Source organism: Paraburkholderia sp. GAS448, assembly GCF_050435685.1.
Classification (GTDB): domain Bacteria; phylum Pseudomonadota; class Gammaproteobacteria; order Burkholderiales; family Burkholderiaceae; genus Paraburkholderia.
Genome location: NZ_JBNDKT010000005.1, coordinates 207,979 through 230,501, shown reverse-complemented (window position 1 = coordinate 230,501; position 22,523 = coordinate 207,979). Strand labels below are relative to the sequence as shown.

At 60.1% G+C, this 22,523-nt stretch carries 16 protein-coding genes and 2 pseudogenes; 11 read left to right on the top strand and 7 right to left on the bottom strand.

Features of this window, described 5'->3' with window-relative positions; all coding sequences use genetic code 11:
- Positions 1–17: 17 nt before the first annotated feature.
- The 3 genes from P3T23_RS12370 (at position 18) to P3T23_RS12360 (ending at position 3,051) form a co-directional block, all read left to right on the top strand.
- A complete protein-coding gene (locus P3T23_RS12370) occupies positions 18–746 on the top strand; it encodes an SDR family oxidoreductase (protein WP_429316445.1) in 729 nt (242 codons plus the stop codon).
- Between the two features lie 2 nt (positions 747–748).
- Complete coding sequence (locus P3T23_RS12365) at positions 749–1,846, top strand: S-adenosylmethionine:tRNA ribosyltransferase-isomerase (RefSeq protein ID WP_429316444.1); 1,098 nt, start codon at positions 749–751, stop codon at positions 1,844–1,846.
- Positions 1,847–2,118: 272 nt separating this feature from the next.
- On the top strand, positions 2,119–3,051 hold the full coding sequence (locus P3T23_RS12360; RefSeq protein ID WP_429316443.1) for a hypothetical protein: 933 nt from the start codon (positions 2,119–2,121) through the stop codon (positions 3,049–3,051).
- A 139-nt stretch (positions 3,052–3,190) separates the two neighbouring features.
- Here the strand turns inward: P3T23_RS12360 and P3T23_RS12355 are convergent.
- Positions 3,191–3,598: pseudogene (locus P3T23_RS12355) on the bottom strand (sugar ABC transporter substrate-binding protein); the annotation flags it as partial.
- A gap of 423 nt (positions 3,599–4,021) precedes the next feature.
- Between P3T23_RS12355 and tauA the strand changes: the two are divergent.
- From tauA to P3T23_RS12325, 6 genes are all read left to right on the top strand, one after another.
- On the top strand, positions 4,022–5,044 hold the full coding sequence (gene tauA / locus P3T23_RS12350; RefSeq protein WP_429316442.1) for a taurine ABC transporter substrate-binding protein: 1,023 nt from the start codon (positions 4,022–4,024) through the stop codon (positions 5,042–5,044).
- Entirely contained in the window at positions 5,041–5,835 is a 795-nt protein-coding gene (locus P3T23_RS12345) for a taurine ABC transporter ATP-binding protein (protein WP_429316441.1), read from the top strand. Before tauA ends, P3T23_RS12345 begins: the two co-directional genes overlap by 4 nt.
- Positions 5,832–6,683 (top strand): ABC transporter permease subunit, encoded by an 852-nt coding sequence (locus P3T23_RS12340; RefSeq protein ID WP_429316440.1) that lies wholly within the window; start codon positions 5,832–5,834, stop codon positions 6,681–6,683. The genes P3T23_RS12345 and P3T23_RS12340 overlap by 4 nt, the downstream gene beginning before the upstream one ends.
- Before the next feature lie 136 nt (positions 6,684–6,819).
- Positions 6,820–7,863 (top strand): aliphatic sulfonate ABC transporter substrate-binding protein, encoded by a 1,044-nt coding sequence (locus P3T23_RS12335; RefSeq protein WP_429316439.1) that lies wholly within the window; start codon positions 6,820–6,822, stop codon positions 7,861–7,863.
- A 22-nt stretch (positions 7,864–7,885) separates the two neighbouring features.
- The gene (locus P3T23_RS12330) at positions 7,886–8,749 is read left to right on the top strand and encodes an ABC transporter permease (RefSeq protein WP_429316438.1); all 864 of its coding nucleotides are present in this window, start codon (positions 7,886–7,888) and stop codon (positions 8,747–8,749) included.
- Positions 8,743–9,519, top strand: coding sequence for an ABC transporter ATP-binding protein (locus tag P3T23_RS12325; protein WP_429316437.1), 777 nt, complete (start codon positions 8,743–8,745; stop codon positions 9,517–9,519). Before P3T23_RS12330 ends, P3T23_RS12325 begins: the two co-directional genes overlap by 7 nt.
- A gap of 25 nt (positions 9,520–9,544) precedes the next feature.
- Here the strand turns inward: P3T23_RS12325 and P3T23_RS12320 are convergent.
- A pseudogene (locus P3T23_RS12320) lies at positions 9,545–9,945 on the bottom strand (ATP-binding cassette domain-containing protein); the annotation flags it as partial.
- Between the two features lie 1,049 nt (positions 9,946–10,994).
- Between P3T23_RS12320 and P3T23_RS12315 the strand changes: the two are divergent.
- Positions 10,995–14,057 (top strand): NAD(P)-binding protein, encoded by a 3,063-nt coding sequence (locus P3T23_RS12315; protein ID WP_429316436.1) that lies wholly within the window; start codon positions 10,995–10,997, stop codon positions 14,055–14,057.
- Positions 14,058–14,097: 40 nt separating this feature from the next.
- On the opposite strand, the gene P3T23_RS12310 is transcribed toward P3T23_RS12315, so the two are convergent.
- Together P3T23_RS12310 and P3T23_RS12305 are read right to left on the bottom strand one after the other, a co-directional pair.
- Positions 14,098–18,096, bottom strand: coding sequence for an AAA family ATPase (locus P3T23_RS12310; protein WP_429316435.1), 3,999 nt, complete (start codon positions 18,094–18,096; stop codon positions 14,098–14,100).
- A gap of 133 nt (positions 18,097–18,229) precedes the next feature.
- Positions 18,230–18,724 (bottom strand): CSS-motif domain-containing protein, encoded by a 495-nt coding sequence (locus tag P3T23_RS12305; protein WP_429316434.1) that lies wholly within the window; start codon positions 18,722–18,724, stop codon positions 18,230–18,232.
- A 372-nt stretch (positions 18,725–19,096) separates the two neighbouring features.
- On the opposite strand from P3T23_RS12305, the gene P3T23_RS12300 reads away from it, so the two are divergent.
- Positions 19,097–20,194: a PQQ-binding-like beta-propeller repeat protein gene (locus P3T23_RS12300; protein ID WP_429316433.1), complete on the top strand. Its 1,098-nt coding sequence runs from the start codon at positions 19,097–19,099 to the stop codon at positions 20,192–20,194.
- Positions 20,195–20,378: 184 nt separating this feature from the next.
- Here the strand turns inward: P3T23_RS12300 and P3T23_RS12295 are convergent, their stop codons facing one another.
- The 3 genes from P3T23_RS12295 to P3T23_RS12285 all read right to left on the bottom strand — a co-directional run bounded on the left by P3T23_RS12295 (position 20,379) and on the right by P3T23_RS12285 (position 22,389).
- Positions 20,379–20,888, bottom strand: a complete 510-nt coding sequence (locus P3T23_RS12295; RefSeq protein ID WP_429316432.1) for a DUF1269 domain-containing protein — start codon at positions 20,886–20,888, stop codon at positions 20,379–20,381.
- A gap of 228 nt (positions 20,889–21,116) precedes the next feature.
- Complete coding sequence (locus P3T23_RS12290) at positions 21,117–21,680, bottom strand: cytochrome b (protein ID WP_429316431.1); 564 nt, start codon at positions 21,678–21,680, stop codon at positions 21,117–21,119.
- Positions 21,681–22,086: 406 nt separating this feature from the next.
- On the bottom strand, positions 22,087–22,389 hold the full coding sequence (locus P3T23_RS12285) for an alpha/beta fold hydrolase (protein WP_429316430.1): 303 nt from the start codon (positions 22,387–22,389) through the stop codon (positions 22,087–22,089).
- Between the last annotated feature and the right edge of the window lie 134 nt (positions 22,390–22,523).

Here is a 22,523-nt window from a genome sequence, read left to right as displayed (position 1 = left end):
GCGACTGGAGAACCCGCATGACCGATTCGGACAGAAACCTTGATGGCATTCGCGTTGCCCTCACGGGCGGCACGTCGGGACTCGGCCTCGCGTTAATGGACGAGTTGCTTGCCCGCGGCGCGACGGTGGCCTTTGTCGCCCGTCGCGCGCAACGGGTCGCCTCGGTGGCCGCCACACGCACGAAAGTCGCCGGCATCGTCGGCAACATAGCGATGAAAGACGACATCTATGCGCTCGCGTTGCAGATCAATGGCGTGCTGGGCGGCGTCGATGTGCTGGTGAACAATGCGTCGTCGCTCGGGCCCGTGCCGCTCGCGCTGTTCGCGGACACCAACTGCGAAGACTTCGAATCCGCACTGGCGACAAATGTGCTCGGCCCGTTCCGGCTGACCAGGGCATTGCTGGGTTCGCTCGCGGCGGCCGCGCGAGAGCACGGTGGCGCCGTCGTGCTGAACGTATCGAGCGATGCTGCCGTCGAGCCGTACCCGACATGGGGCGCCTACGGCGCAAGCAAGGCGGCGCTGCGCCAGATGTCCCGCATCTGGAGCGTCGAGCTTGCCCCCCAGCGGATTCGGATGCTGTCCCTCGACCCGGGTGACATGGATACGCCATTGCATGCGCTCGCCGCGCCCGGTGACGATCCCGCGACATTGAAGCGCCCCGCCGACGCGGCACACGAGTTCGCCGACGCGATTGCGTCGGCATTGCATGAGTTGCGCCATTCCGCCACGCATGGGAGATCGTAACGATGCGCGCGGCCACGCTGCCGATTCAACGCCCTGACGATGCGCGACTGCTTGTCGTCGACCGTTCCGGAAACATCGAACATCGCGCGCGACGCGCACTCGCCACATTGCTTCGTGCGGACGATTGCGTGATCGCGAACGATGCCGCGACGCTGCCTGCAAGTCTGCACGGCACTCACGACCGGACGGGCGAAACGATCGAAGTGCGGCTGGCGGGACGGCCTTCGCTCGCCCCGGACGAGGTCGCGCGCTTCAGCGCGATCATGTTCGGCGCCGGTGACTTCCATACCCCGACCGAAGCGCGCGTCGCCCCGCCCACTCTATTGCCCGGCGACCGGCTGACGCTCGGCCCGTTGACGGCAACCGTCGTCCGGATTCTCGGTCATCCGCGCTTCGTCGAACTGCGCTTCGACGGCAGCGCCCTGCACATCTGGCACGCACTCGCGCTGCATGGCAGGCCGGTCCAGTATGCGCATCTGGACAGCGCGCTCGCGCTGTGGGACGTATGGACGCCGATCGCCGCGCAGCCCGCGGCGTTTGAACCGCCGTCGGCCGGCTTCGTGCTTGATTGGCGCACCGTCGAAAGCCTGCGCGCGCGCCGCATTCCGTTCGCGACATTGACGCATGCAGCCGGCCTCTCATCGACAGGCGATGCCGGGCTCGATCGCCGTTTGCCGTTCGACGAACCCTATCGGATTCCGGCCGCGACTGCCGCGTTGATCGAAGCGACACGCGCACGGCAGGGACGCGTCGTGGCGATCGGCACAACGGTCGTGCGCGCGCTCGAGCATGCGGCCAGCGTGGATGGCATCGTCCATGCCGGCGACGGCATAGCTACGCAACGGATCGGACCGGACACGCGCTTGCGTATCGTCGACGTTATTGTGTCCGGCACGCATGAACCCGGTTCGAGTCACTTCGAGCTGCTACGCGCGTTCGCAGATTGCGCGACGCTTGCCCGCGTGACGACCGCGCTCGAAGCCCACCACTATCGGACGCATGAATTCGGCGATTCGGTGTGGATCGAACGACGCAAGGACGACATGCAGAATACGAAAGTGAGCGCGCCGCGTTACTGTGGGCAGTACGCAATGTGCTGATCTGGCCACGACCGTTGGACTGATCCTGCCCCGCATGCTGTTTGAGCGGTTCGCGACGACGCGCCCGGCCGCTTGACTGATCCGACACCTGACACGCCTGTTCGGGGCGACGAGCATGCAATTGTCCACTTCGCTCGAAGTGACAAAACGTTCACGAAGTTCTCCCGCAACCTGGGGTAGTCTGTCGGGAGCCGGGTCAGCAGCAACGGGTCCTACGGATCTACTCCGGCGCTACGTCGACAGCTATATTGACCAGATGGAGGGTACTTACTGTGACTACGAACAATGGCGGTACGCTGTATGTCCTGCAGGCACGTCCACCGGCGATCATCGCTCTGTCACCGGACGGTTCACACGAGGTCGTTATCGCGAACCTTACGCGCACGCCCGACGGCATCAAGGTCGATGCCGAAAACCAGGTGGTCTACTGGACCAACATGGGAACCGGCATCCATCTGGTCGACGGCGATCCGGCTTCCGGCGCAGTTCCCCCGAACGACGGCACGATCGAAAGCGCGAAGCTCGACGGAAGCGAGCATCGTGTGCTGGTGCCTTCCGGTATGGCCGGAACGCCCAAGGAACTCGTGCTGGACAAGGAGGGCGGCCACCTTTATTGGTGCGATCGCGAAGGCATGCGAGTCATGCGCTCGCGGCTGGACGGCACGGAGGTGACGGAACTGGTCCGCACCGGGAATTTCCCCGAGGATACGGGCGACGCGACCCGCCATTGCGTAGGCATCGTATTGGACAAGGCAAACGGGCATGTCTACTGGACGCAAAAGGGACCGCCGGATGCCGGAGAGGGCCGCATTTTCAGGGCGGGCATTGAGCTGCCGCCTGGTGCGACTCCCGATCGGCGCCCGGATGTCGAATGTTTGCTCGCCGATCTGCCCGAGCCGATCGATCTCGATATCGATCACCGCGACACCATGCTTTACTGGACGGATCGTGGCGACGATGCGCATGACGGAAATACGCTGAATCGCGCAAGAATCACGGCGTCCGGACTGGTTGATCGCGAGGTGCTCGCCCGCGAGCTGAACGAGGGGATTGGCGTATCTCTGGACTCACAGGGACGCCGCGCATTTGTGACCGATCTGGGCGGCAACGTGCGCGAGCTGAACATCGATACGAAGCATGAGTCGCATTTCACCACCGTGGCTCATCTGGGTGTGCTGACCGGGATCGACTACGCCGACATCTGAGTCGGATCCCCCAGGACTGCCCGGGACGCAACCGGGCAGTCCTGTCATGTCGACGCCGATTGTCATGCTAGCGCCCATTAAACGCGTTCCTGAAAACCACGCCTGCGAGCGTCTCTGGGGACATTCCCCGGTCGTCGAATCACTCCGCCGCCGGAATCCAACCCGCCGTCGTAGCATCGCTCTCCCGGAAAGCCGGGAATTTCGCGCCGAGTTCAGCGATGGTCCTGATGTTGTTCTTCACGAGATCGCCGCGCGTGATCAGGGCAGGCTTCACGACGATCCTGCGCCCAGGATCCTGCCCGGCCACCAGCAAAGCGGCGGATCGCACGGACACCGCGCCGACGACGGCAGGGTTGGTCGCCGCCGTCGCCACCCACGCACTGTTGGGCGCGCGGATCGCTTCGATGTCGGCCGTCGAGATATCTGCACTATAGATCCGGATCTTCGATGACAGCTTTGCCTCGTCCGCTGCGAGCTTCGCGCCGCGTGCGAACTCGTCGTATGGGGCAAATACCACGCGAATGTCGGGGTGCGCGCGATACGCCGCCGTCGGGTTGATACACACCGCTCAGAATCTTCACGAACGTCGATTTGCCTGCGCCGTTGGCCCCCATCAGCGCATTCAGGAGCGTGGCCGGCCATGGTAGCGTCGCGGTCCGGACCTGCCAACGAAGCGATGTTCATATCGTTAGTTCAGCGCAGATCAAGACCGGCGCGGGCCGCTCCGCCCCCTCGCGGCCGTTCGCTTTTTTTCGCATATCGATCGAAGAAAAATCGCGACGAGCGATGCCCATGAAACGTCACTCCCGTCCTGGGACGCTATAGACGCCATCCGCTCCTCTTCCAACATCACACGCAAAGCAACGTCGCTGCTGCGTCATTTGCAATGCAGGAATGATTCGAACGATCGGGCTGATGGACTGCTTATAGTGATCGCCTAACCATATCCAACAAGGACCAGGGGTCTCCGATGCAATCATTTTTCTCTTCGTTGCGAATGACCGCTGCCGGCATCGCCATCTTCACCATGGTGGCCGGTGTTGCACACGCTGAGTCACGCGAGGTCGTGATCGGCTATCAGGACATGGTGGTGCCGTGGCGATACGCGCAGGTAAGCGGTGCCGTCGAAAAGGCGACCGGCTACAAGGTGACCTACCGCAAGCTTGGGAGCGGTGCCGACGTGGTCCGAGCACTTGCATCGGGCTCGATCCAGCTTGGAGAGGCAGGTTCCAGTCCAATCGCGGCGGGACTGTCGCAAGGCGTAGACATCTCACTGTTCTGGATACTGGACAACATCAACGATGCGGAAGCGCTGGTGGCACGAGACGGCTCGGGCGTAACGAAGCTAACTGACCTCAAGGGTCGGAAGATCGGCCTGCCATTTGTATCGACCTCGCACTTCCACGCGCTCGTCGCGCTGCAGGATGCCGGCGTGGATCCTTCGACAGTGAAGATCCTCAATCTGCGCCCGCCGGAAGTGGCGGCGGCGTGGGAGCGCGGCGACATCGACGCGACATACATCTGGGATCCGGTCCTCGCGAAAGTGAAGAAGAACGGCAAGGTGCTGATCACGTCGGGAGAAGTGGCCAGGGAATCGGGCAAGGCGACCTTCGACGGTTTCGCGGTGAACCGGAAGTTCGCGCAGGACAATGACGCGTTCCTCGTCGGTCTCGTCAAGGTGCTGGCCGACACTGACGCGCAATATCGCGATCACAAATCCGCCTGGACGGCCGGGTCGAAGGAAGTCGAGGGAGTAGCGAAGGAATCGGGTGCGAATGCCGCCGACGTACCCGCAAGCCTCGCACTCTACGCGTTCCCGACGCTTGCGGACCAGGCGTCGCCCACCTGGCTCGGCGGTGGAGCGCAGGGCGGGGCCGCGAAGTCGCTGGCGGCGACGGCGGCATTCCTCAAGTCGCAGGGCACGATTCAGAACGTGCTGCCTGACTACTCGGCGGGTGTCGATCCCCGCTTCGTGCAGCAAGCGGCGAAATGAGCACGCTCGAGATCCGTGGCCTCGGCGTGACCTATGAGGGTGCCTCTATGGCCGCACTTGAAGGCGTCGATCTGCAGATAGAGAGCGGCGAGTTCGTCGTCGCACTTGGCGCTTCGGGATGCGGCAAAACAACACTGCTGAATTGTCTCGCAGGGTTCATCGATCCGACGACGGGTGTCGCACGACTGAATGGCGAGCCGATCACAGGCCCCGGGGCGGAACGCGGTGTCGTCTTCCAGAAGTACGCGCTGATGCCGTGGCTCGACGTGATCGACAACGTCGCGCTCGGACTGCGGTTCCAGGGCGTCGGACGCACTCGCCGACGCGAGATCGCACGCGACATGCTGGCGCTCGTAGGCCTCGACAAACACGCCGATGCACGCGCGTACGCGCTTTCCGGCGGCATGCAGCAGCGTGTGGGCATCGCTCGTGCGCTTGCCAGCGATCCCCAGGTCCTGTTGATGGACGAGCCCATGGGCGCACTCGACGCACTCACCCGCGAATCGATGCAAGAACTCGTGCTCGATGTCTGGGGCCGTACCCGCAAGACCATTTTCTTCATCACTCATAGCGTTGAAGAAGCGTTGTTTCTCGCCACGCGACTGGTCCTCATGACGCCTGGGCCGGGTCGAATCGCCGAGAGTCATGAATTGCCCTTCGCGCGGCAGTTTCTTGCAACACCTGATGCCCGCGCGGTGAAGTCGTCACCCGAATTCATCCAATGGCGCGAGCGCCTCGTGCGACGGCTGCACGGCGAACCGCACGCAGTGCGCGAAGTGGCACTGTCATGAGCTCGATTGATTCGTTGGCGTCTTCCCCCGCCGTGAGGCGTGCGACCCAGCATCGCAAGCCTCGGCGTGGTTTGCCGGGAGAAGGTCCGACATTCGCATTGAGTATCGCGTCTGTCGCCGCCATTGCAACGTTATGGTGGGTCGCCACATTCTTTCGCTGGGTTTCCCCGCTGTTTTTGCCTTCGCCGCAGGCGGTGTGGTCCGCATTTGTCGACGCATGGAACGGACGCATCCAGGGCGGTCTGCCGCTCTCCCAGCACCTGATGTGGAGCGCCATCCGCGTGTTCGGCGCATTTGCGCTCGCGAGCCTGACAGCGGTGACCGTCGGCATCCTGATGGGGGTCAGCCGAATTGCACGGGGCCTGCTTGATCCGCCGCTCGAGTTCTATCGCCCCTTGCCGCCGCTCGCCTACTTGCCGCTGGTCGTCATCTGGTTCGGCATAGATGAAACCGCGAAGCTGATCGTGATCTACCTCGCCTGCTTCGCACCCATCGCGATGGCCTCGCGCGCCGGCGCCCGCAGCGCCACGGCGGAGCAGGTCAACGCCGCGTATTCGCTCGGCGCCAGCTTCGCTCAGGTCGTCCGGCATGTGGTGCTCCCAGCGGCGTTGCCCGAAATTCTGACAGGCTTGCGGATCGCCATCGGCTTCGGCTGGACCACGCTGGTCGCCGCCGAAATGGTGGCGGCGACGGCCGGGCTCGGTCAGATGGTGCTGAACGCATCCAGCTTTCTGCGCACTGATGTCGTCGTGATGGGAATCGTGCTGATCGGACTGATCGCGTGGACCTTCGACCTCGGGATGCGTGCGTTCGAACGACGTCTGGTGCCGTGGCGCGGGAAAGCATGAAGCGCATATCGCTCCGTATGCGGCATAGCTTCGATAGTGCGCTGAGTGCTTACGTTGTGAGCTTTTATTGGTTCACCTGTACCTCTGCGCTGGTTACATTGGCCGGTCATAACCGGACAGTTTCAAGGACCATTCCATGTCATTCTTCCGGGGCATAGCACCGAGTTCATTCGTGAAAAAACCAGGCCGTCTGCCGGTTACGCTGTTCAGCTTATTCGCGACGACAGCGGCGGCTATCGTCGGCCTCGCGTCGGGCGCCGCGCAAGCCGCCCCGCCCGCGGAACTGAAAATCGACTACGCGTACTATTCACCGGAAAGTCTGGTCATCAAGCGCAACGGCTGGCTTGAACAGGAGCTCGCGTCGGACCATACCCAGGTCAAATGGGTGCTGAGTCTCGGCAGCAACCGGGCGCTCGAATATCTGAACAGCGGTGCAATCGATATCGGCTCGACAGCAGGTCTTGCTGCAGTACTGGGTAAGGCGAACGGCAATCCGATTCGCGCTGTCTATATTTTCTCGCGGCCTGAATGGACCGCGCTGGTCGTGCGAAAGGATTCTTCCATCAAATCCCTCGCCGATCTGAAGGGTAAGAAGATTGCCGCCACCAAGGGCACCGATCCGTTTCTCTTTACATTGCGTGCACTGCACACCGCCGGGCTGTCGCGTGACGACGTCGAGATCGTGAACCTGCAGCATCCGGACGGCCGCGTCGCGCTCGCGAACGGTCAGGTCGACGCCTGGGCGGGGCTCGATCCACACATGGCCGCCGCGCAGATCGACGACGGCGCTCGCCTGCTCTACCGCAATGTCGACTTCAACACGTGGGGATTTCTGGACGCACGCGAAGACTTCATCAGCGGACATCCCGACACGCTGGCACACGTCCTGAAAGTGTACGAAAAGGCACGGCTGTGGATCGCTGCACATCCCGACGAAACAGCAAAAATCGTCGCCGAAGAATCAAAGCTCTCTCTTCCAGTCGCCAAACTGCAGCTGAGCCGCAACGATTTCAGTCAACCGCAACCGGGCGCGAGGCAGGTCGCCGCACTTAAGGCCGCAGCGCCACTTCTCACACAAGAGCAGCTGGTCAAACCGGGCACCGATCTGAATCAGGTGATCGACGCGTTGATCGATTCGAATGCCGCACAGGCGGTCATCGCGGCCAACGCTGCCAGATAAGCCGCGCAGTCGATCGATCGCCATGGCTACCGACGATTCCCTCACATTTGGCAACGCTGCATCGGCCGGGCCGGCGGGTCGCACTACGCGAGGACGGCGTGATCCGCTAATGCGCTGGCGTATTGCCGGCCTCGCGCTGCCGCTCGTCTTGCTTGCGCTTGTCGAAGTGCTGGTTCGGCTGTCGGTCTTGCCGGCCCATCTGGTGCCGGAGCCCAGCACAATCGCGCAGACGCTGTGGGAGATGGGTGGGTCACGGCTCGGCCGACATATCGGTGCAAGTTGCATGCGCGTTATCGCCGGTTTCGGTCTGGGTTCTGCGCTCGCGCTGTTGTCAGGCGCCGCAATGGGACTGAGCTGGCGGCTCGATGCGCTACTCGACCCGACCTTTCAGGCGTTACGCGCGATTCCGTCGCTTGCATGGGTACCGATTCTGCTGCTCTGGCTGGGTATCGATGAAGCCCCGAAAATCACGTTGATCGCCATCGGCGCGTTTTTTCCCGTGCAGTTGAGCGTGGTGGCCGGCATTCGCGACGTCGATAGAAAGCTGATCGAACTCGGCGAGATCAACGGACTAAGCCGGCGCGCACTTTTCAGTCGCATCCTGCTGCCCGCATCGCTGCCGCAAATCTTTACCGGATTGCGCACGGGCTTGAGCCTCGCATGGATGTTCATGGTCGCAGCGGAACTGATCGCAGCCACCCGCGGACTTGGCTATCTGCTCAGCGACGGCCGCGAAACCGGGCGCCCGGATCTCGTATTCGGCGCAATCCTGCTGCTCGCGCTGCTCGGAAAAGTCAGCGACAGCATCCTCAAAGCGATCGAAATACGGACGCTTTCGTGGCGCGATGCGGGCGCCACTCAACAGGCTTCGCAAAGCGTATGGTGATCCCATTTGTGCGCCCCGCGTGTTCCTTGCTGGAGGTTCGTGAAGTAGGCAAACGCTACGACGGCCGTACGGTACTCGACGGCGTGACGTTCGCGCTCCAACGCGGCGAAATCGTCAGCCTCGTCGGGCCGAGCGGATGCGGCAAGAGCACGCTGTTGCGCGCGATCGCAGGCCTCGACGGCGACTTCAGCGGCGAGATTTGGCTGGATGGTGTGCCGCAGCGCGGTTCCTCGGCGCGAATTGGTGTGATTTTCCAGGAACCCCGTCTGCTGCCCTGGCTCACCGTCGCCGACAATGTCGCGTTCTCTGCCGGTCCACGGCGCGGCAGTGATCCACGCGTGGACGAACTGCTCGGCGAGGTGGGTCTTGCCGACGCGCGACAGGCCCTGCCAAAACAACTATCCGGCGGCATGGCACAGCGCGTCGCGCTCGCACGCGGGCTATTCCCGAAACCCGATCTGCTTCTGCTTGACGAACCGTTCAGCGCCGTCGATGCGATGACCCGCACTCGTCTTCAGGATCTCCTGCTGTCGCTGACGCTTGCGCACGGCACCGCGGCGCTCCTCGTCACACACGATCTGGACGAAGCGCTCTATCTGTCGGATCGCGTACTATTGCTCGCGCCATCCGGCAGAGCCGGCGCGGGACGTCTTGTGCGGGACATCGCAATCGCCACACCCCGGCCGCGCAGCCGGCGCGACGAATCGTTGGCCGGCCTGCACACCGAATTGTTTGATGGCCTGAACGGAATCGGCGCGCTGCAATCGTAAGCGTTGCATGAGGGCCCTGGTTGGCACGCAATTCCAGTGCGGACATGGGCGCAATGTCGCGGCCTTCGAGAATGACTTGTCCCGACGTTGGCTCAATCAGTCGATTGAGCAGACGGACAAGCGTCGACTTGCCGGAACCGGAGAGACCCATGACAACGAAAATCTCGCCCGCCTTGACGCTGAGACTGACGTCGTTGACTGCCACCATGTTTCCCGTCTGCTCGAAATTTCGTTTCGTCCGAGACCTTGCCTTATCAGCTCGGCAGCGCGCTCGGGCTTCGGCCCGAAGATTTTCGACAGGTTCCTGACCGTAAGAATATCGGTCCCGGAGACGGCGATGGGCTTTGCTACCGCGGAAACATCTTCCGCGCTGATTGCGCCCGGCTGGACTACGCCTTCTGGGGCGAATGTCAGGTTTGGGGTCATTCTGTCATCCCAAAAGGCAAGTACAAAAAATCGAAGTGCTCGACTCGTTATCCTTCACAGCCCCTGCACTCGAAGGCCTCGTTCGCCCTGGCCGCACACCTCAGCCAGTTTCATGACGGAGCTGTCGGCACAAAGTCGGGGGCAAACGTCATGAGACAGCTAAGGCGAACAAGTCACCGTTTATTGCGCGATATGCCGAATATTCGTGCACCGATTTCCGGTACTCGTCGGCGCTTTATGCATGGATTGCAGAGTAGCAAGCCAAATTGAGCCATCCAGCTACATTTTCTGGGCGCTTTCCCATACCTTTGCTAATGCATGGCGCTAGTGCAGTGTTTGCAGAAAAGAGGCTTGAAAAATGGGATGCTCGCGACACCAGCATTGGCGGGGGGTTGCGGTGGAGGGCAACCGCCAGAAGTGGGTTTTGGGGATTTTTAGTTCCACGTCCCTTTACTTCCCGCTTCGCGCGGTACAGCGCTGCATCGGCACGACCGTATGTCACTGATACTCGCCGTCCACCTAACGTCGGACCGCTTACGACCGCCGCGCATATGAGATGGCCGGCGCCGCCAGGAGGGTGGCAGACTTGGGACCTTCCCTATAAGGCAGGCGCGGACTCGCTAACTGCGGCCTGACATGAGTGAGGGTCGCCCTTCCAGTCTGCAGGAAGGGCACCTCCGCGACTGCCGATGTCGGGGTTTCACTGCCAGCGTGGGCAAATTTACGACCGGTTGCTGTCGATCAGTTTGCTTCTGCGAACGTCATCACCGCGCAGTCGATCAGCAGACCTTCGCCAACCGACTGTGAAGGACCTTTCCTGTCCGTGTGCGATCGACTGGCGAATCGATCATAGGCAGACGTCCCGAACGGGGTAACGCAATTGAACTCCCATCAGAGCGTCCGTTGCCGCTTGACGGCTTGCGGCGATTGGGGTTGCCGTTGAACCTGGGTGTTTTCTATAGTGCTATGAGCGGCGGTTACTCCTGGATCACGTGCCCACAATGCACCAGTACCGGACCCGTCCTTGGTGCCCCAGAGGAGGGAGAGAAATGACGGAACGCCCGATGTACATCTACACAAGCGGCTCACCGCTGCAGCATACGCCCATGCACCTCAACGCATCGGAAATGTATGGCTTTTTCATCAAAGGCGACTTGACAAAGTTGCAGGCAACCATCGACGGGACACTGAATCGGGTCGCTGCCAATCAGATGATTTTTCAGGCACTCTCTCCTTACGTAATGCTGACATTCACGCGCGTGAACCATGCCCAATCGAGCTTCCCCGCCGATTACAACAAGGGTTGGGGCAAGGAAACCGACATTGTCACCTGGATCCTGGTTGGGCAAATCAAGGAGAATAACGGCGTCAAAAAATTGCATCGCGTCTTTCTCTACCCGTTTTACATTTGGGTCGACGTGCCAATGGCCGTTTCCATAGGCCGTGAAATCTTTGGCTATCCAAAAAGCATCTGCAAATTCGGCATGCCAGAACCAGGAGAAGATCCGCTGGCATTTAATATTTCCTCCGAAGGCTGGGAACCCTACAGCCCGGAAACACAGCTAAACATCCATCCTCTGATAGAGATCACTGCGACCAATACGGAGAAAGCGCATCGGCCAATGCGTGGTTTTCTCGATGTTATAAGTGAAGGTTTGAAAATTCTGCGCGCGGAGCCGGAACTATTTGCACTTGACGAAGCAGGATTCAAAGATCTGGAATTAATGCTTTTACAATCGCACGTCGATCAAATATTTCTCAAGCAGTTCCCAGACGCCAGTGGTGTCAAGGCGGTGTACCAGGCACTTGTCGTTGCCCCTGCTACAGTCGACGAGGTGCACAGCGCCGAGTTGCTTGGTTATACATATGCGTGCACGTTGCATAAATTTGACACTTTCCGGCTGGATGAGACTCTGGGATTCCAGCTCGGAACGCAGCCTGTATTACTACCTTTCCATATCAATATGGACTTCACCGTCGCAGCCGGCGAAGAATTGCTCCAGGCCACTGCAGCCGGCCCGCAGAAAATCGCAATTCTCGGCGGCGGTCCGGCCGCGATGACTGCCGCGTTTTTTCTTACCGAGCAGCCAGATTGGCGAGACCGTTACGACATAACCGTTTACCAAATGGGGTGGCGCCTGGGTGGGAAATGTGCGAGCGGACGCAACGCTAAATTGGGGCAGCGCATCGAAGAGCACGGCCTGCACATGTGGTTCGGCTTTTATGACAACGGCTTTTCCCTCATGCAAAAGGCCTACGGCGCCCTTAATCGCCCCGCCTCTGCGCCGCTTGCGACCTGGCAGGATGCCTTTAAGCCACAGAATTTCATTGTGCTCACTGAGAGCATCGGGGACAGTTATAAGTTCTGGCCGATCGCAATACCGGAGAAACCGGGCGTCCCCGGGGAACATAACGAGGAAATAACATTTCCGAATATATTGGCAACCCTGACAGCGTGGATTCGGCAATGGTTGGAAGACCTCAGGCAACATTTGCACAACGCCGCCGAAGCGGAACCTGAAGAGGGCGTCAGGGGCTTCGCAGGTATTGGGGAAGGCGTCCTGGCATTCGCGGAGCACCTGTTCGAAGCGTTCCATCTCCGAAGAGAACCGGTTCACGAGCTTCTACTCACCAGGTTGCAGGCAATTCAGGCTTCTCTATTCCAGCATGTCACCCATCGTCTGGACACTGACGACACAGCGCGGCGCCTCTTCATTTCCATTGATCTCGCCGCGGCGAGCCTTATTGGCATGTACGTCGACGGCGTCTTCCTCAATGGCTTCGACGTTATCAACGACATCGAATATCGCGACTGGTTGCGCAAACACGGCGCCAACGAAGCCTACACGATTAATTCTGCGCCGGTCCGGGGTCTCTATGACCTGGTGTTTGCTTATATCGATGGAGACACAAAACGCCCGAACATCGAAGCCGGAACGATGCTGCGAGGCATCTTACGAATCGCCATCGGTTATCACGGCGGCTTCATCTGGAAAATGCAGGCTGGCATGGGTGACACAGTGTTCACGCCTCTGTATCAAGTCTTGAAGCAGCGTGGCGTGAATTTCCAGTTCTTCCACAAAGTCGAGGAGCTGATTCCTGATGCCGATGGCGTGGGTGAAATCTTGATAACCCAACAGGTGTCCCTCGCGAAGGGCGAAACGGAATACGACCCTCTGGTCAATATCGCCGATCTGGAATGTTGGCCGAGCTCCCCGAACTATGAGCAGATCGACGCGGATCAGGCGCGCTTGCTGCAGGACAATGACGTAAACCTGGAATCCCACTGGAGCGATTGGGCGCAAATTTATAATGCGCACTTTGACCAGCCGCTGCCGGTTAAGCAGCTAAAGCGCGGAGTGGATTTCGATAAGGTTATCTTCGGACTGTCGGTCGGCTCCCTGCCGCATGTCTGCCCGAAGCTCCTGGAGAAAAGCGCCGCCCTCAAAGCGGCCAGCGATAACGTCAGGACGGCTGCGACGCGGGCCTATCAAATATGGCTGAACAAGAGTATCCGAGAACTCGGCTGGGCTGTTTTCGGCTCCGGCGGAGAGGAACCGATATTGAGCTCGTTCAGCGAGCCCTTCGACACCTCGACGCCGATGAATCAATTGCTGGCGCGGGAAGCTTGGCCCGCTGATCACGTGCCACAAAACGTTTCTTACTTTTGCAGTCCAATCCCTACTCCTGATTTTCCGCCCCCTACCGATACCGATTTCCTCGCGCGTTGCACGGGAGAAGTAAAACTGAGCGCGCGTGGCCAACTGCAGCAGCAGGCGTTTAACTTATGGCCCGCCGTGGCGACACAGAACTCGTTCGATTGGCATGTGTTGATCGACCCGAGTAACAATAGTGGAGAAGCGCGTTTCGACGCACAGTATTGGCGCGCGAATGTCAGCCCTTCCGAGCTTTACGTGCTGTCGGTAGTGGGTAGCACACGGCACCGACTAACGAGTGAGGAATCCGGCTTCAGCAATCTTTTTCTCGCAGGCGATTGGCTCAAGACGGGCTTGAATGCCGGTTGCGTGGAGGCGGCAGTCATGGGCGGCATGCAGGCTTCGCGTGCGATTTGTGGATATCCGCTCGTAATCAAGGGCGAGAATGACCGCTGAGGCATATCGATTTTTCGATCCCGGATCTTCGGCGGTGTTCTCATGTGTGCGAAAGCGGCGCTCCAATGCGTTCTTGTTGAACACGCGCCTGCTCTAAAAATTCGGTTCGCTCGGAGCTACCGAGCGGACTGTGGTTGCCGAGTTCATACAGTAGCAACGCCTCGTCATAGCCCGCGCCGAGCGCGCGTGCGGCGACGAGGCCCCTATGCCAGCATAGGAGTGCGCAACGTCTATCATGTCGCGCTGCCGCCATTCGGCCCGCAAGCAACGCAGCGCGCGGCGCTGCCACCTTCGTAGCGCGCGCGTATTGCGCAAGAATACGACACGCATGCTGCGCGTCACGCCGGCTAGCCAATCCGCACGCCGACGCATCGATTAGAGTTTGCGCAATACCGGCAATTCCCTCGGTGATGTACCAGGCCACAGGCACGCCCGCCGACAAGTTGTCGAGACCCGCTTGAGCCGACTCGATAGCGCGCGCGCGATCGCCTAGTCGCCAATAGGAGGCCGCGATCAATCCCTGGCAAAATATTCGATCAAACTGCGCTAATTCGCGCGCGCCAATCACCTTGCCCAGACGGGTCACAAGCTCCTGCAATCGCCCTCCTTGCGCCAGGGCGAGGCAGGTATCAAAGCCATGCAGGTAAGCCGCTATTTGTGCCGGCATGTCATGGCGAGCAGGACGCAATTTGTCCAACCATTCCTTTGCATTCGCCAATTGCCCCCGCGCCAGAGCAACGGCGCACAGCCCCCCGATCGATTGTTGCCAGCGCTCGATTGAGCCGAGGCGCGCATAGAGTGATGCCGAGTAAGTCAAACACTCCACGGCCTGGTCCCAGTGGCCGTCGGCCGCCCAGTAGACGCCACTCACTATGTTGGCGTATGCGATGTCTTCGATACCACCCTGTTCCTCGGCCAACGCCAGTGAACGCCGGTTGTAGACCTGTGATAGCCAGCGTTGGTCCGAACTGGCGAAGCCGATCGCCATGGCGGCGAATCCTTTCACCGCCTCACGCACGCTTCCGGAGCGTTCGGCAAGATTGAGGGAAGTCAGCGTCGCATGCAGAAGAGACAGCTTTCCGCTGTTGAAATAAGCGATTTCACTGAGTTTCTCATGAATCTGTGAGATCCAGGGCAGCAGCGGATCTGCGCTCCGGCCGCGCATAAAGCCCGCACGCGCGCTTAATTGTTGGGCTAATTGCAAGGCAACGTCCAGGATCATCAAAATGGCGAAACGCGGCACCGGTCTGCCGGCGCACACCAGGGCGCAATTGAAGTGATGCCTGGCCGCACCATACTGAAACAATTCGTTATGAGCTGTCCCGAGAATCGCCTCGCAGCGCATCTCGCGCCCTCGATCTGGCGGCAGCTTATGCTCTTTCGCGAGCCTGAGCGCTCGGTCCGCCTGCCTGATGGCGTCACGGTTCGCATAGTGTTTCAATGAAAGGTCTGCAGACTTCTCGAGGTACGTGACGGCAGTGGCGATTTTCAGCGCGCGTTCCCAATGAACCGCCAGTGCTGCGAAGTGCGACTCAAGATCATGGGATTCGTTGCGTTCGATCCAGTCCGCGATATCGCGATGCAGTTCCTGGCGAAGCGCATACGGCAGCATTTCGTACACCGTGTCCTGCAGCAGTACGTGCTTAAAGCGGTAGCGGTCACTCTGGTCACCTACGGGGTAAACTACGTCTTCACGCTCAAGCACCCGCGCCAATGCTACGAGATCTGCCGCACCTCGGGCGCCAGGAAAAAGATCGCGTAGCATGTCGAGCGAAAACTCTTGCCCAACTACTGCCGCGATCTTCAGCATGAGCTGTTCAGCGGCCCCAAGCGTATCGAGCCGGCTGACGATGACGCCGCGCAATCCCTCAGGCAACATGACATCGGCTTCGCTAGCAGCCTCGGCGGTGAACGCTGCAACACCGTCTGTCACTTCGATATAACCTGAAACTTGAAGCGCCGAAACAACCTCTTCGGCATATAACGGATTTCCCCCACTGCGCCCCACTACGAAATCTACAAGCTCGTGCGTCGCCTCCGCAGCACCTAGACGTTCAGCTATCAACACTCCCAACGCCACTCGCGTTAGACCAGGTAGGTGAATGCAGCGCGACTCGCGCACCACTCCATGCACCTCAACAGCGGAGGAGTCGTCGAGAGGTCGTGTGGCGGCCAGCAGTAAAAGGCCCTGCGGTCGCGCGATCGCGAGTTCCAAAAGCAACGCCGCAGACGCGCTGTCGACCCAGTGCAAATCATCGGCGATCAGCAATACAGGCGTGTTGCGTGACGAGCGCGAAGCAAGTGCTGTAACGAGCATTCGTAAGCCATCGGCACGCGCGTGGCCGACCATCTCCTGCGTGACTTCGGTATCGGTAAATTGGAACGGTATGATGTCGTTAAGGAGTGGCAGCCAGGAAGTAAGGCATTCGTCGTCCGCAACAAGATTTGCAGCGACACGGCGCGCCAGTGCCGGGTCGAACTTGCCCGAGCCGCAAAGTAGCTGTGCGAGGATGTGCCGCCAAACGTAGTAAACCGACATCGATTCCAACGCAAAACCAGCACTCCAGATCACCAAAATTCCCCGCTCGCGCGCATGTGCAGCCATATCTGCGATGAGTCGTGTCTTGCCAAGGCCCGCCTCACCACATAAAGAGATAGCATCGCCGTGACCGGCGACCACCCCATCGAGCGCGAAGGCCAATTGCGTGGCCTCCATCTCGCGGCCGACAGATACGCCCTCGAATGAACGTCCCTCACTTGCCACGCCTGCCCGCGGTTGCCACACGGCGACAACGTCAGCGAACCCCTTTGCCGAAACAGGGTCACGCACCTCGAATTGAAACTCGCGCGCAGCTGCATCGCGGGTTGACTTATCGCACAATATGCCGCCCTGTGCAGCGGTCATGAGCCGCGCGGCGCGGTTCATCACCCCTCCCGTCAGTCCCGCATGGCGGCGCTCGTTGCCGCCGCGGTCGGCGTAAAGAGCCAGTCCCGAGGTGATGCCCATGCTGACCGCAATTCCGCGCTCGCGCATTGCGCCGGCAAGGGCTCGCCCTGCGGCCACCGCGCGAACCGCGTCATCTTCGTGCGCCATCAGTGGTAAGCCGAATACCGAGAGTAGCGTGATCCCCTTGTCATCCTCAGAAAGCTCGGTGAGTGCACCGCCAAAACGTTCATGTATTCTTTGCGTGCACTCTACCGCAGCTTGCAGATCGTTCAGCGCATTGTCGCGGGAGCAATCGACGCCGGACAGGCCGATGAACAGCGCGGTGATGTTTCTAAACTCTCCGAACCAGCGGCCGCCCCCCATGCGCATGCGTTCGAGAAAGTGTTGACCGAGAAAACCTTCCAGCATGCCAGGTGGTGGACTGAGCTCCCAGGAGGGCGCTAAAGGCACCGACACGGGGTCGCGTACTTCCGTAATTGAAGCACCGCCGCAAAGCAGCGGTCGAGCGTCAAAATGTCCCCTTACCTTGCCCCACAAGGATTCACATACCACTACGTCGTCTGCACCACCTTTATGATTGGCTTTGGCCGCCTCGGCCACTGGACCGCCTGCAGTAAGGCTATACCACTTCCCACCGATACCGCCGACAGTTAGATGCGCAAGTTTGCCCTCTGCGAGCGAGACCCGTTGACGCATTTGCGCACCCGTTTCCACCATGATTTCAGGTAGCGCACGTTGTAGTTTCAAGCCACACTGCACGGCGAGCAGCGCCGCCTCATTCGATGTCGTATCGTATTGCCATATCACCCGAATGGCGTCACCGGCGAAGTCCAAAACATCACCACCGTGCGCGATCGCGATTCCGGTCATTCTTCCGAAGTAGCGGTCAAGAATCGCTGACAGGCGTTCGGCTCCCGCTACACCTTCGCGGGCGAATTTTTCTGTGAGTTCGGTAAAGCCCGCGATGTCCACTATCATCGCAACACCTTCGAAATCGCGCGCACTCGGGTTCTCGCACTTTCCCGCCGTCAACAGATGCCGCGGTACGTAGCGCGAAAGCCCTGTCGGAGTGAATACGCCTGTCTCGTCCACCTTTCTCCTCCCCGCAGACAACACAATGCCTCCATTCACTTTACTTGCATCGGTGGCATTTCGCCGGAAATCTGCGCTCGCCTGGTGGCGCGCGTCGTCTCCAGGCGTTATTTCAGCGGCAGCTTTTGCCCAGTCAACCTGCCTTTGTTCCAAGGTACTCGGGCAGAGGCTCCTTCGTGCGGCGCATTCCCGACAATCTCCTTTCAGGTGAAGGGCCGATCGAAAGCCACGCTGCCAGCAGCTTTGGCCAGTCGCCTGCGACGCTGCCGCGCGGAGACTTCACCACGACGGCGAGCGGCCTTGTCGAGGATTGGGCGACCGCATAATTCCACTGCTCGCTTTTCACGTTGCCGCCTCGCTTCCACGCGTCGAGCATTTCGTCCGGGTCGGCTCCGCTCGAGACCGCGAGCAGCGTTCCCGTTGTGATCTGGACCACCGCGATGGGGTGTCTGGCCGGATCGATGAGATCCACGTAGGAGCCGGGGTCGATGGAAACGTAGTGGCCATTGCGGCCGATCAGGATGTCGTTGCGTACGTCGCTTATTGGACTCTTCTGCCGGAACCACGCGAGATACCCGTCATTGCTGCGGTAGTCCGGCGGCGGCAGCGTGAGTGATTGTGGGTTCATGACAGAAGTGCGCGGCGACAATTGTTTTGTCCGCCGGCCACCGTCGTTGACGCCGTACACAGAAGGGACCCCTTCGGACGTTCGGCCTGAACTCTTCGTCGATTGCGGGTACCTGCATCATGGCCGACCGCTCCGATCAACTCGCCGTAGCACCCGCCTTTAAAAAAACGGCTCTCGTGTCGTTCTCTCCTGTAGCGAAATATGAGAGTGGCGAGGTTGGTTTGTCATGCAGTACTGGATACATAATCGCGCAAGCCGGAACATGCGATGCGTGGACATTCGCCTGGCAGCTCTCCTGTGAATAACGATCGTCGAGTACGGGACGTGTACTTACGATAATGGCGAGGCTTCGTCCTCAGGTAGGAGAGCGTCATGGCGCGTATATCTGGCATCCTGTATGTGACGAGCGGCAGTCTGTTCGCGGACAACGTCGACTTTGGCACTATCCGGGCAAGCGCTATCGACCTCGGTCTTGTCGCCTCACCCGTCCCGGTGGGAGATCTGGACGAACCGTATCACCGGGTCTATACCGGTGCGTCCGATGGCACCATCTACAGGTTCGGCCCGCCCCTTGACTCGGGGGGAGCGCCTGTGAGTCCTCTCCCGGATCCTGTGATATTCAGTGTTGGCGAGGAAATGACCGGTTCGCTAGCGCACGCAGATGGAGTGTTGTTCGTCGGCACGGGGACCGACTGGACACCAGCGGGACAGGGATCGATGTTCGCGCTAGACGACGCCACAGGCGACGTGAGGTGGGTGAGGCCCATGGGCGGGAGCGTGCAATTTCCAGCATCGATCGCTTTCCAGAACGATCAACCGTATCGCTTGATTGTCGGAACAATGATCGCCCCCTCGATACAGGCCTTGAACCCGACAACAGGTGAGCAGATCTGGAGTCAGGAGGATTATCCTCTTACCGGACACACGGTCCACGGCGATATCGTTTACTACGCCGACTTGAATACCACGAGTTTAAGAGCGAGGTCAGTGGTTGACGGTTCGCTAGTCTGGGAGAACGTCAACATCGATAACTTCAACTTCAATCGGCCTGTCGTCGCGCGCAATGTTGTTTATGCGACAAGCCTGGAAAGCAAGATCTACGCTTTCGACGCTATCGGGGGGAATATCCTGTGGGAGGCTTCCTCTCCGTCCCCCGGCGTCCCGGTCATTTGCCACGATTACGATAACAAACGCGATCTCGTTATTTTCGCTGCTGGAGAATACAGCGTCGGAAACGTTTTCATGGTGGCGCTCGATGGGAGTTCGGGCGCTCCTGTCTGGACGTCGAATTCCCTCAACACTGGACCAGGGGCGCGAGTTACAGATCCGATTCTGTGTGGCTGGGATAGCGTGGCAGTCGGGACCGAGGACGGCCGACTGATCTTTCTGGATCGGATGACGGGCGAGGTCGGACAGATCCAGTTGTCTTCAGCTGCGATATTGTCGAGTCCAAAGTTCGTCTGGTTATGACGGACAATCGGTGGCGGCTTCATTGACGCGAAATTTGCAGACACGATCGTGGGTTCACGACATCGCCTGCCTTGATGCGACCCTTAGCAGAGCCCGCGGAACTACAGGACCCGGCCTCGGCCTTTCTGCAACAGGCTGCAGTCGACCCCAAAAGGGGCGCCGATGGCCTCGTCTCGACTGCTTCTCAGGGGAAGATCGGTGTCGTGGGCTCCGCGCCTTCGAGATCGGCATTCGGAAAATGCTGCGCGACCATCTGCTCGATCTCATGTTCTCGCGATCCAGGCACGTCGGCCATGATCAAGAGCTGGCCGTCACGTATGGCGCCACGAAAGCGCTCGAGTCGTGCATTCGGTTCGTCGACGCCGATCATCGAGGCGGTCCAGGCCCCGAAGCCGGCACCCGCCAACGTCAATGCGACGACGGCTCCGCCCGCAATGGCGAGCTCCGCGGGAGGATACACCAGCGCCACGAGGCCGAGAAGCGCGCCGGTCGCACCGCCGAGCGCCACGCCGCGTTCGAGCGAGTGCACGACGTCGCTGCTTTGCAGCAAGGATGCCTCGGGTAACTGTTCGAGTGCGACACTGTGATTCGCGAGGACATGGATATGTCGCCATGTGATCCGCGCCCGCAGCAAGTCGTCTACGATCGCCTTCGCGGTCGTCGTGTCAGGTACGAGGAAATAAAGACGTCTCATGTCGGCTCTCCATCAATCAAGCATTCCCCCAACGGGTCCATGCTGTTTATCGTACGCCTGCCGCAGGCAACCAGAGGGCGTAGGCCCACACGAGCAGAGGTGTCTGCGCAGATTGCGCGCGGAACGGCCGTCCAGATGTCCGCCTGCTGGCACGAGCGAAAGGTGCTTCCTGGCCGAACCCGGTCTCATGACGAACCTCGGATGCCACCCGAAGCAGTCATTTAGTCCTTAATCATCGTTCGATCGCCGCAGGGGAAGCCAGCGCGGAAGCATCGAGACAAGAACGCCGTCCTTCAGGACAATGTGGTGGTAGAGCCCGGCGAGCGCATGAAATCCCGCGAGCCACAGGATCGCATCGCCTAGCCAGGTGTGGATCGTTGCGAGGGTCGCGCCTACGTTGCGCGATATTCCGAGGAATGATGGAATCTCCGGTCCCGCGAGGAGCGTCAGGGGATGCCCTTCGAGCCACGCGCCGGTGATAGCGGTGAGCGGAAGCGCAAAGAGAAACACGTACAGCGTCCATTGCACGGCCTTCGCTGCGACGCTCATCCAAAACGAAACTTGGGGAGGATCCGGTTGCGTGTCGACTATCCGCCACAGTACGCGCATTACGACGAGCGCGAATACGCACAACCCCAAAGTCTCATGAAGCTGCCGGTCGAAGTCGCGGGCGTGTGCGTATACTCGCTGCTCGGATCCTCCGGGGCCAAATGTGAAGGCGGCCAGAACAAAGACTGCCGTGGTCCAGTGGAAGAATTGGGCCACGGCCCCGTAACGCGCGCGGTGCACCATTCTGTTTCCCCTTCAAAAACCAGGTGTGGGATAGCGGACGCTCCGCCGTTGGGTTGGACTCTCACAAAGAGTAATCGAAGTTTATTGGACTGTTTGGCAAGCCGTGCGCATCTCAGGGATCGAGGCATTCTCTATTCTTTCCCGCCCCCACCATCTTTTCCAGCCCACGACCTCATACGGTGATTCGGTGTCACTGATGAGCCGACCAGCATGATCGCGTGCGAAGTCCGAGTCAAAGCACGAGCCACTGGCCGTAAAAACGAGGGTGGTCGGGGCGCGAAGGTCCGTTGTCTGAGCGGGGCCGACGTTCGAACATCTGTGCAAAAGCGTCGGCCAACTTCCGCAGATGGCCGACTGCTGTCCGATGCGGTCGGCCGAACCCGACCCGGAGCCGACGATCAAACCATCACTTCCGATGTTGTTCCGCGACGGGCAGGAGACGTTCACAAACGTTTCGCAGATTCAGTGCCTCGATGACATCCTGTGCGTCGTTCGCCAGATCGGCAATTGTGTAGCCGTGGTTGGGCGCGTCCGAATCGCCCCATCCACGATGATCGGTGGCGATGGTCCGGTACTGGCTCGATAGCTCGCCGACAACGCCATCCCATGTACGGGACGATCCGCCCCAGTAGTGAAGAAACAGGAGAGCCAGGTTGCCGTCCCCCTGTTCCCTGACGTGAATCCTCGTGCCCCTTGTACGGATATCCATTGCGATGCTCCTTGATCTGGTGTGCCAATGGCACGGTAGTGGATCGATTCGGGCTGAACCCGAACCACGGAGGCATCTTAGATTCCGTCGCATTGCTTGATAATCGCCGGTCTGCTATCGGCAGTCGATCATAG

What these genes read in the sequence shown, in the direction of transcription:
- tauA (WP_429316442.1), top strand. Translation starts at nt 4,022, where the DNA reads ATGCAATCATTTTTCTCTTCGTTGCGAATGACCGCTGCCGGCATCGCC.
- P3T23_RS12295 (WP_429316432.1), bottom strand. Translation starts at nt 20,888, where the DNA reads ATGAGACGTCTTTATTTCCTCGTACCTGACACGACGACCGCGAAGGCG.
- P3T23_RS12325 (WP_429316437.1), top strand. Translation starts at nt 8,743, where the DNA reads ATGGTGATCCCATTTGTGCGCCCCGCGTGTTCCTTGCTGGAGGTTCGT.
- P3T23_RS12285 (WP_429316430.1), bottom strand. Translation starts at nt 22,389, where the DNA reads ATGGATATCCGTACAAGGGGCACGAGGATTCACGTCAGGGAACAGGGG.
- P3T23_RS12305 (WP_429316434.1), bottom strand. Translation starts at nt 18,724, where the DNA reads ATGAACCCACAATCACTCACGCTGCCGCCGCCGGACTACCGCAGCAAT.
- P3T23_RS12330 (WP_429316438.1), top strand. Translation starts at nt 7,886, where the DNA reads ATGGCTACCGACGATTCCCTCACATTTGGCAACGCTGCATCGGCCGGG.
- P3T23_RS12335 (WP_429316439.1), top strand. Translation starts at nt 6,820, where the DNA reads ATGTCATTCTTCCGGGGCATAGCACCGAGTTCATTCGTGAAAAAACCA.
- P3T23_RS12340 (WP_429316440.1), top strand. Translation starts at nt 5,832, where the DNA reads ATGAGCTCGATTGATTCGTTGGCGTCTTCCCCCGCCGTGAGGCGTGCG.
- P3T23_RS12315 (WP_429316436.1), top strand. Translation starts at nt 10,995, where the DNA reads ATGACGGAACGCCCGATGTACATCTACACAAGCGGCTCACCGCTGCAG.
- P3T23_RS12365 (WP_429316444.1), top strand. Translation starts at nt 749, where the DNA reads ATGCGCGCGGCCACGCTGCCGATTCAACGCCCTGACGATGCGCGACTG.
- P3T23_RS12370 (WP_429316445.1), top strand. Translation starts at nt 18, where the DNA reads ATGACCGATTCGGACAGAAACCTTGATGGCATTCGCGTTGCCCTCACG.
- P3T23_RS12300 (WP_429316433.1), top strand. Translation starts at nt 19,097, where the DNA reads ATGGCGCGTATATCTGGCATCCTGTATGTGACGAGCGGCAGTCTGTTC.
- P3T23_RS12345 (WP_429316441.1), top strand. Translation starts at nt 5,041, where the DNA reads ATGAGCACGCTCGAGATCCGTGGCCTCGGCGTGACCTATGAGGGTGCC.
- P3T23_RS12290 (WP_429316431.1), bottom strand. Translation starts at nt 21,680, where the DNA reads ATGGTGCACCGCGCGCGTTACGGGGCCGTGGCCCAATTCTTCCACTGG.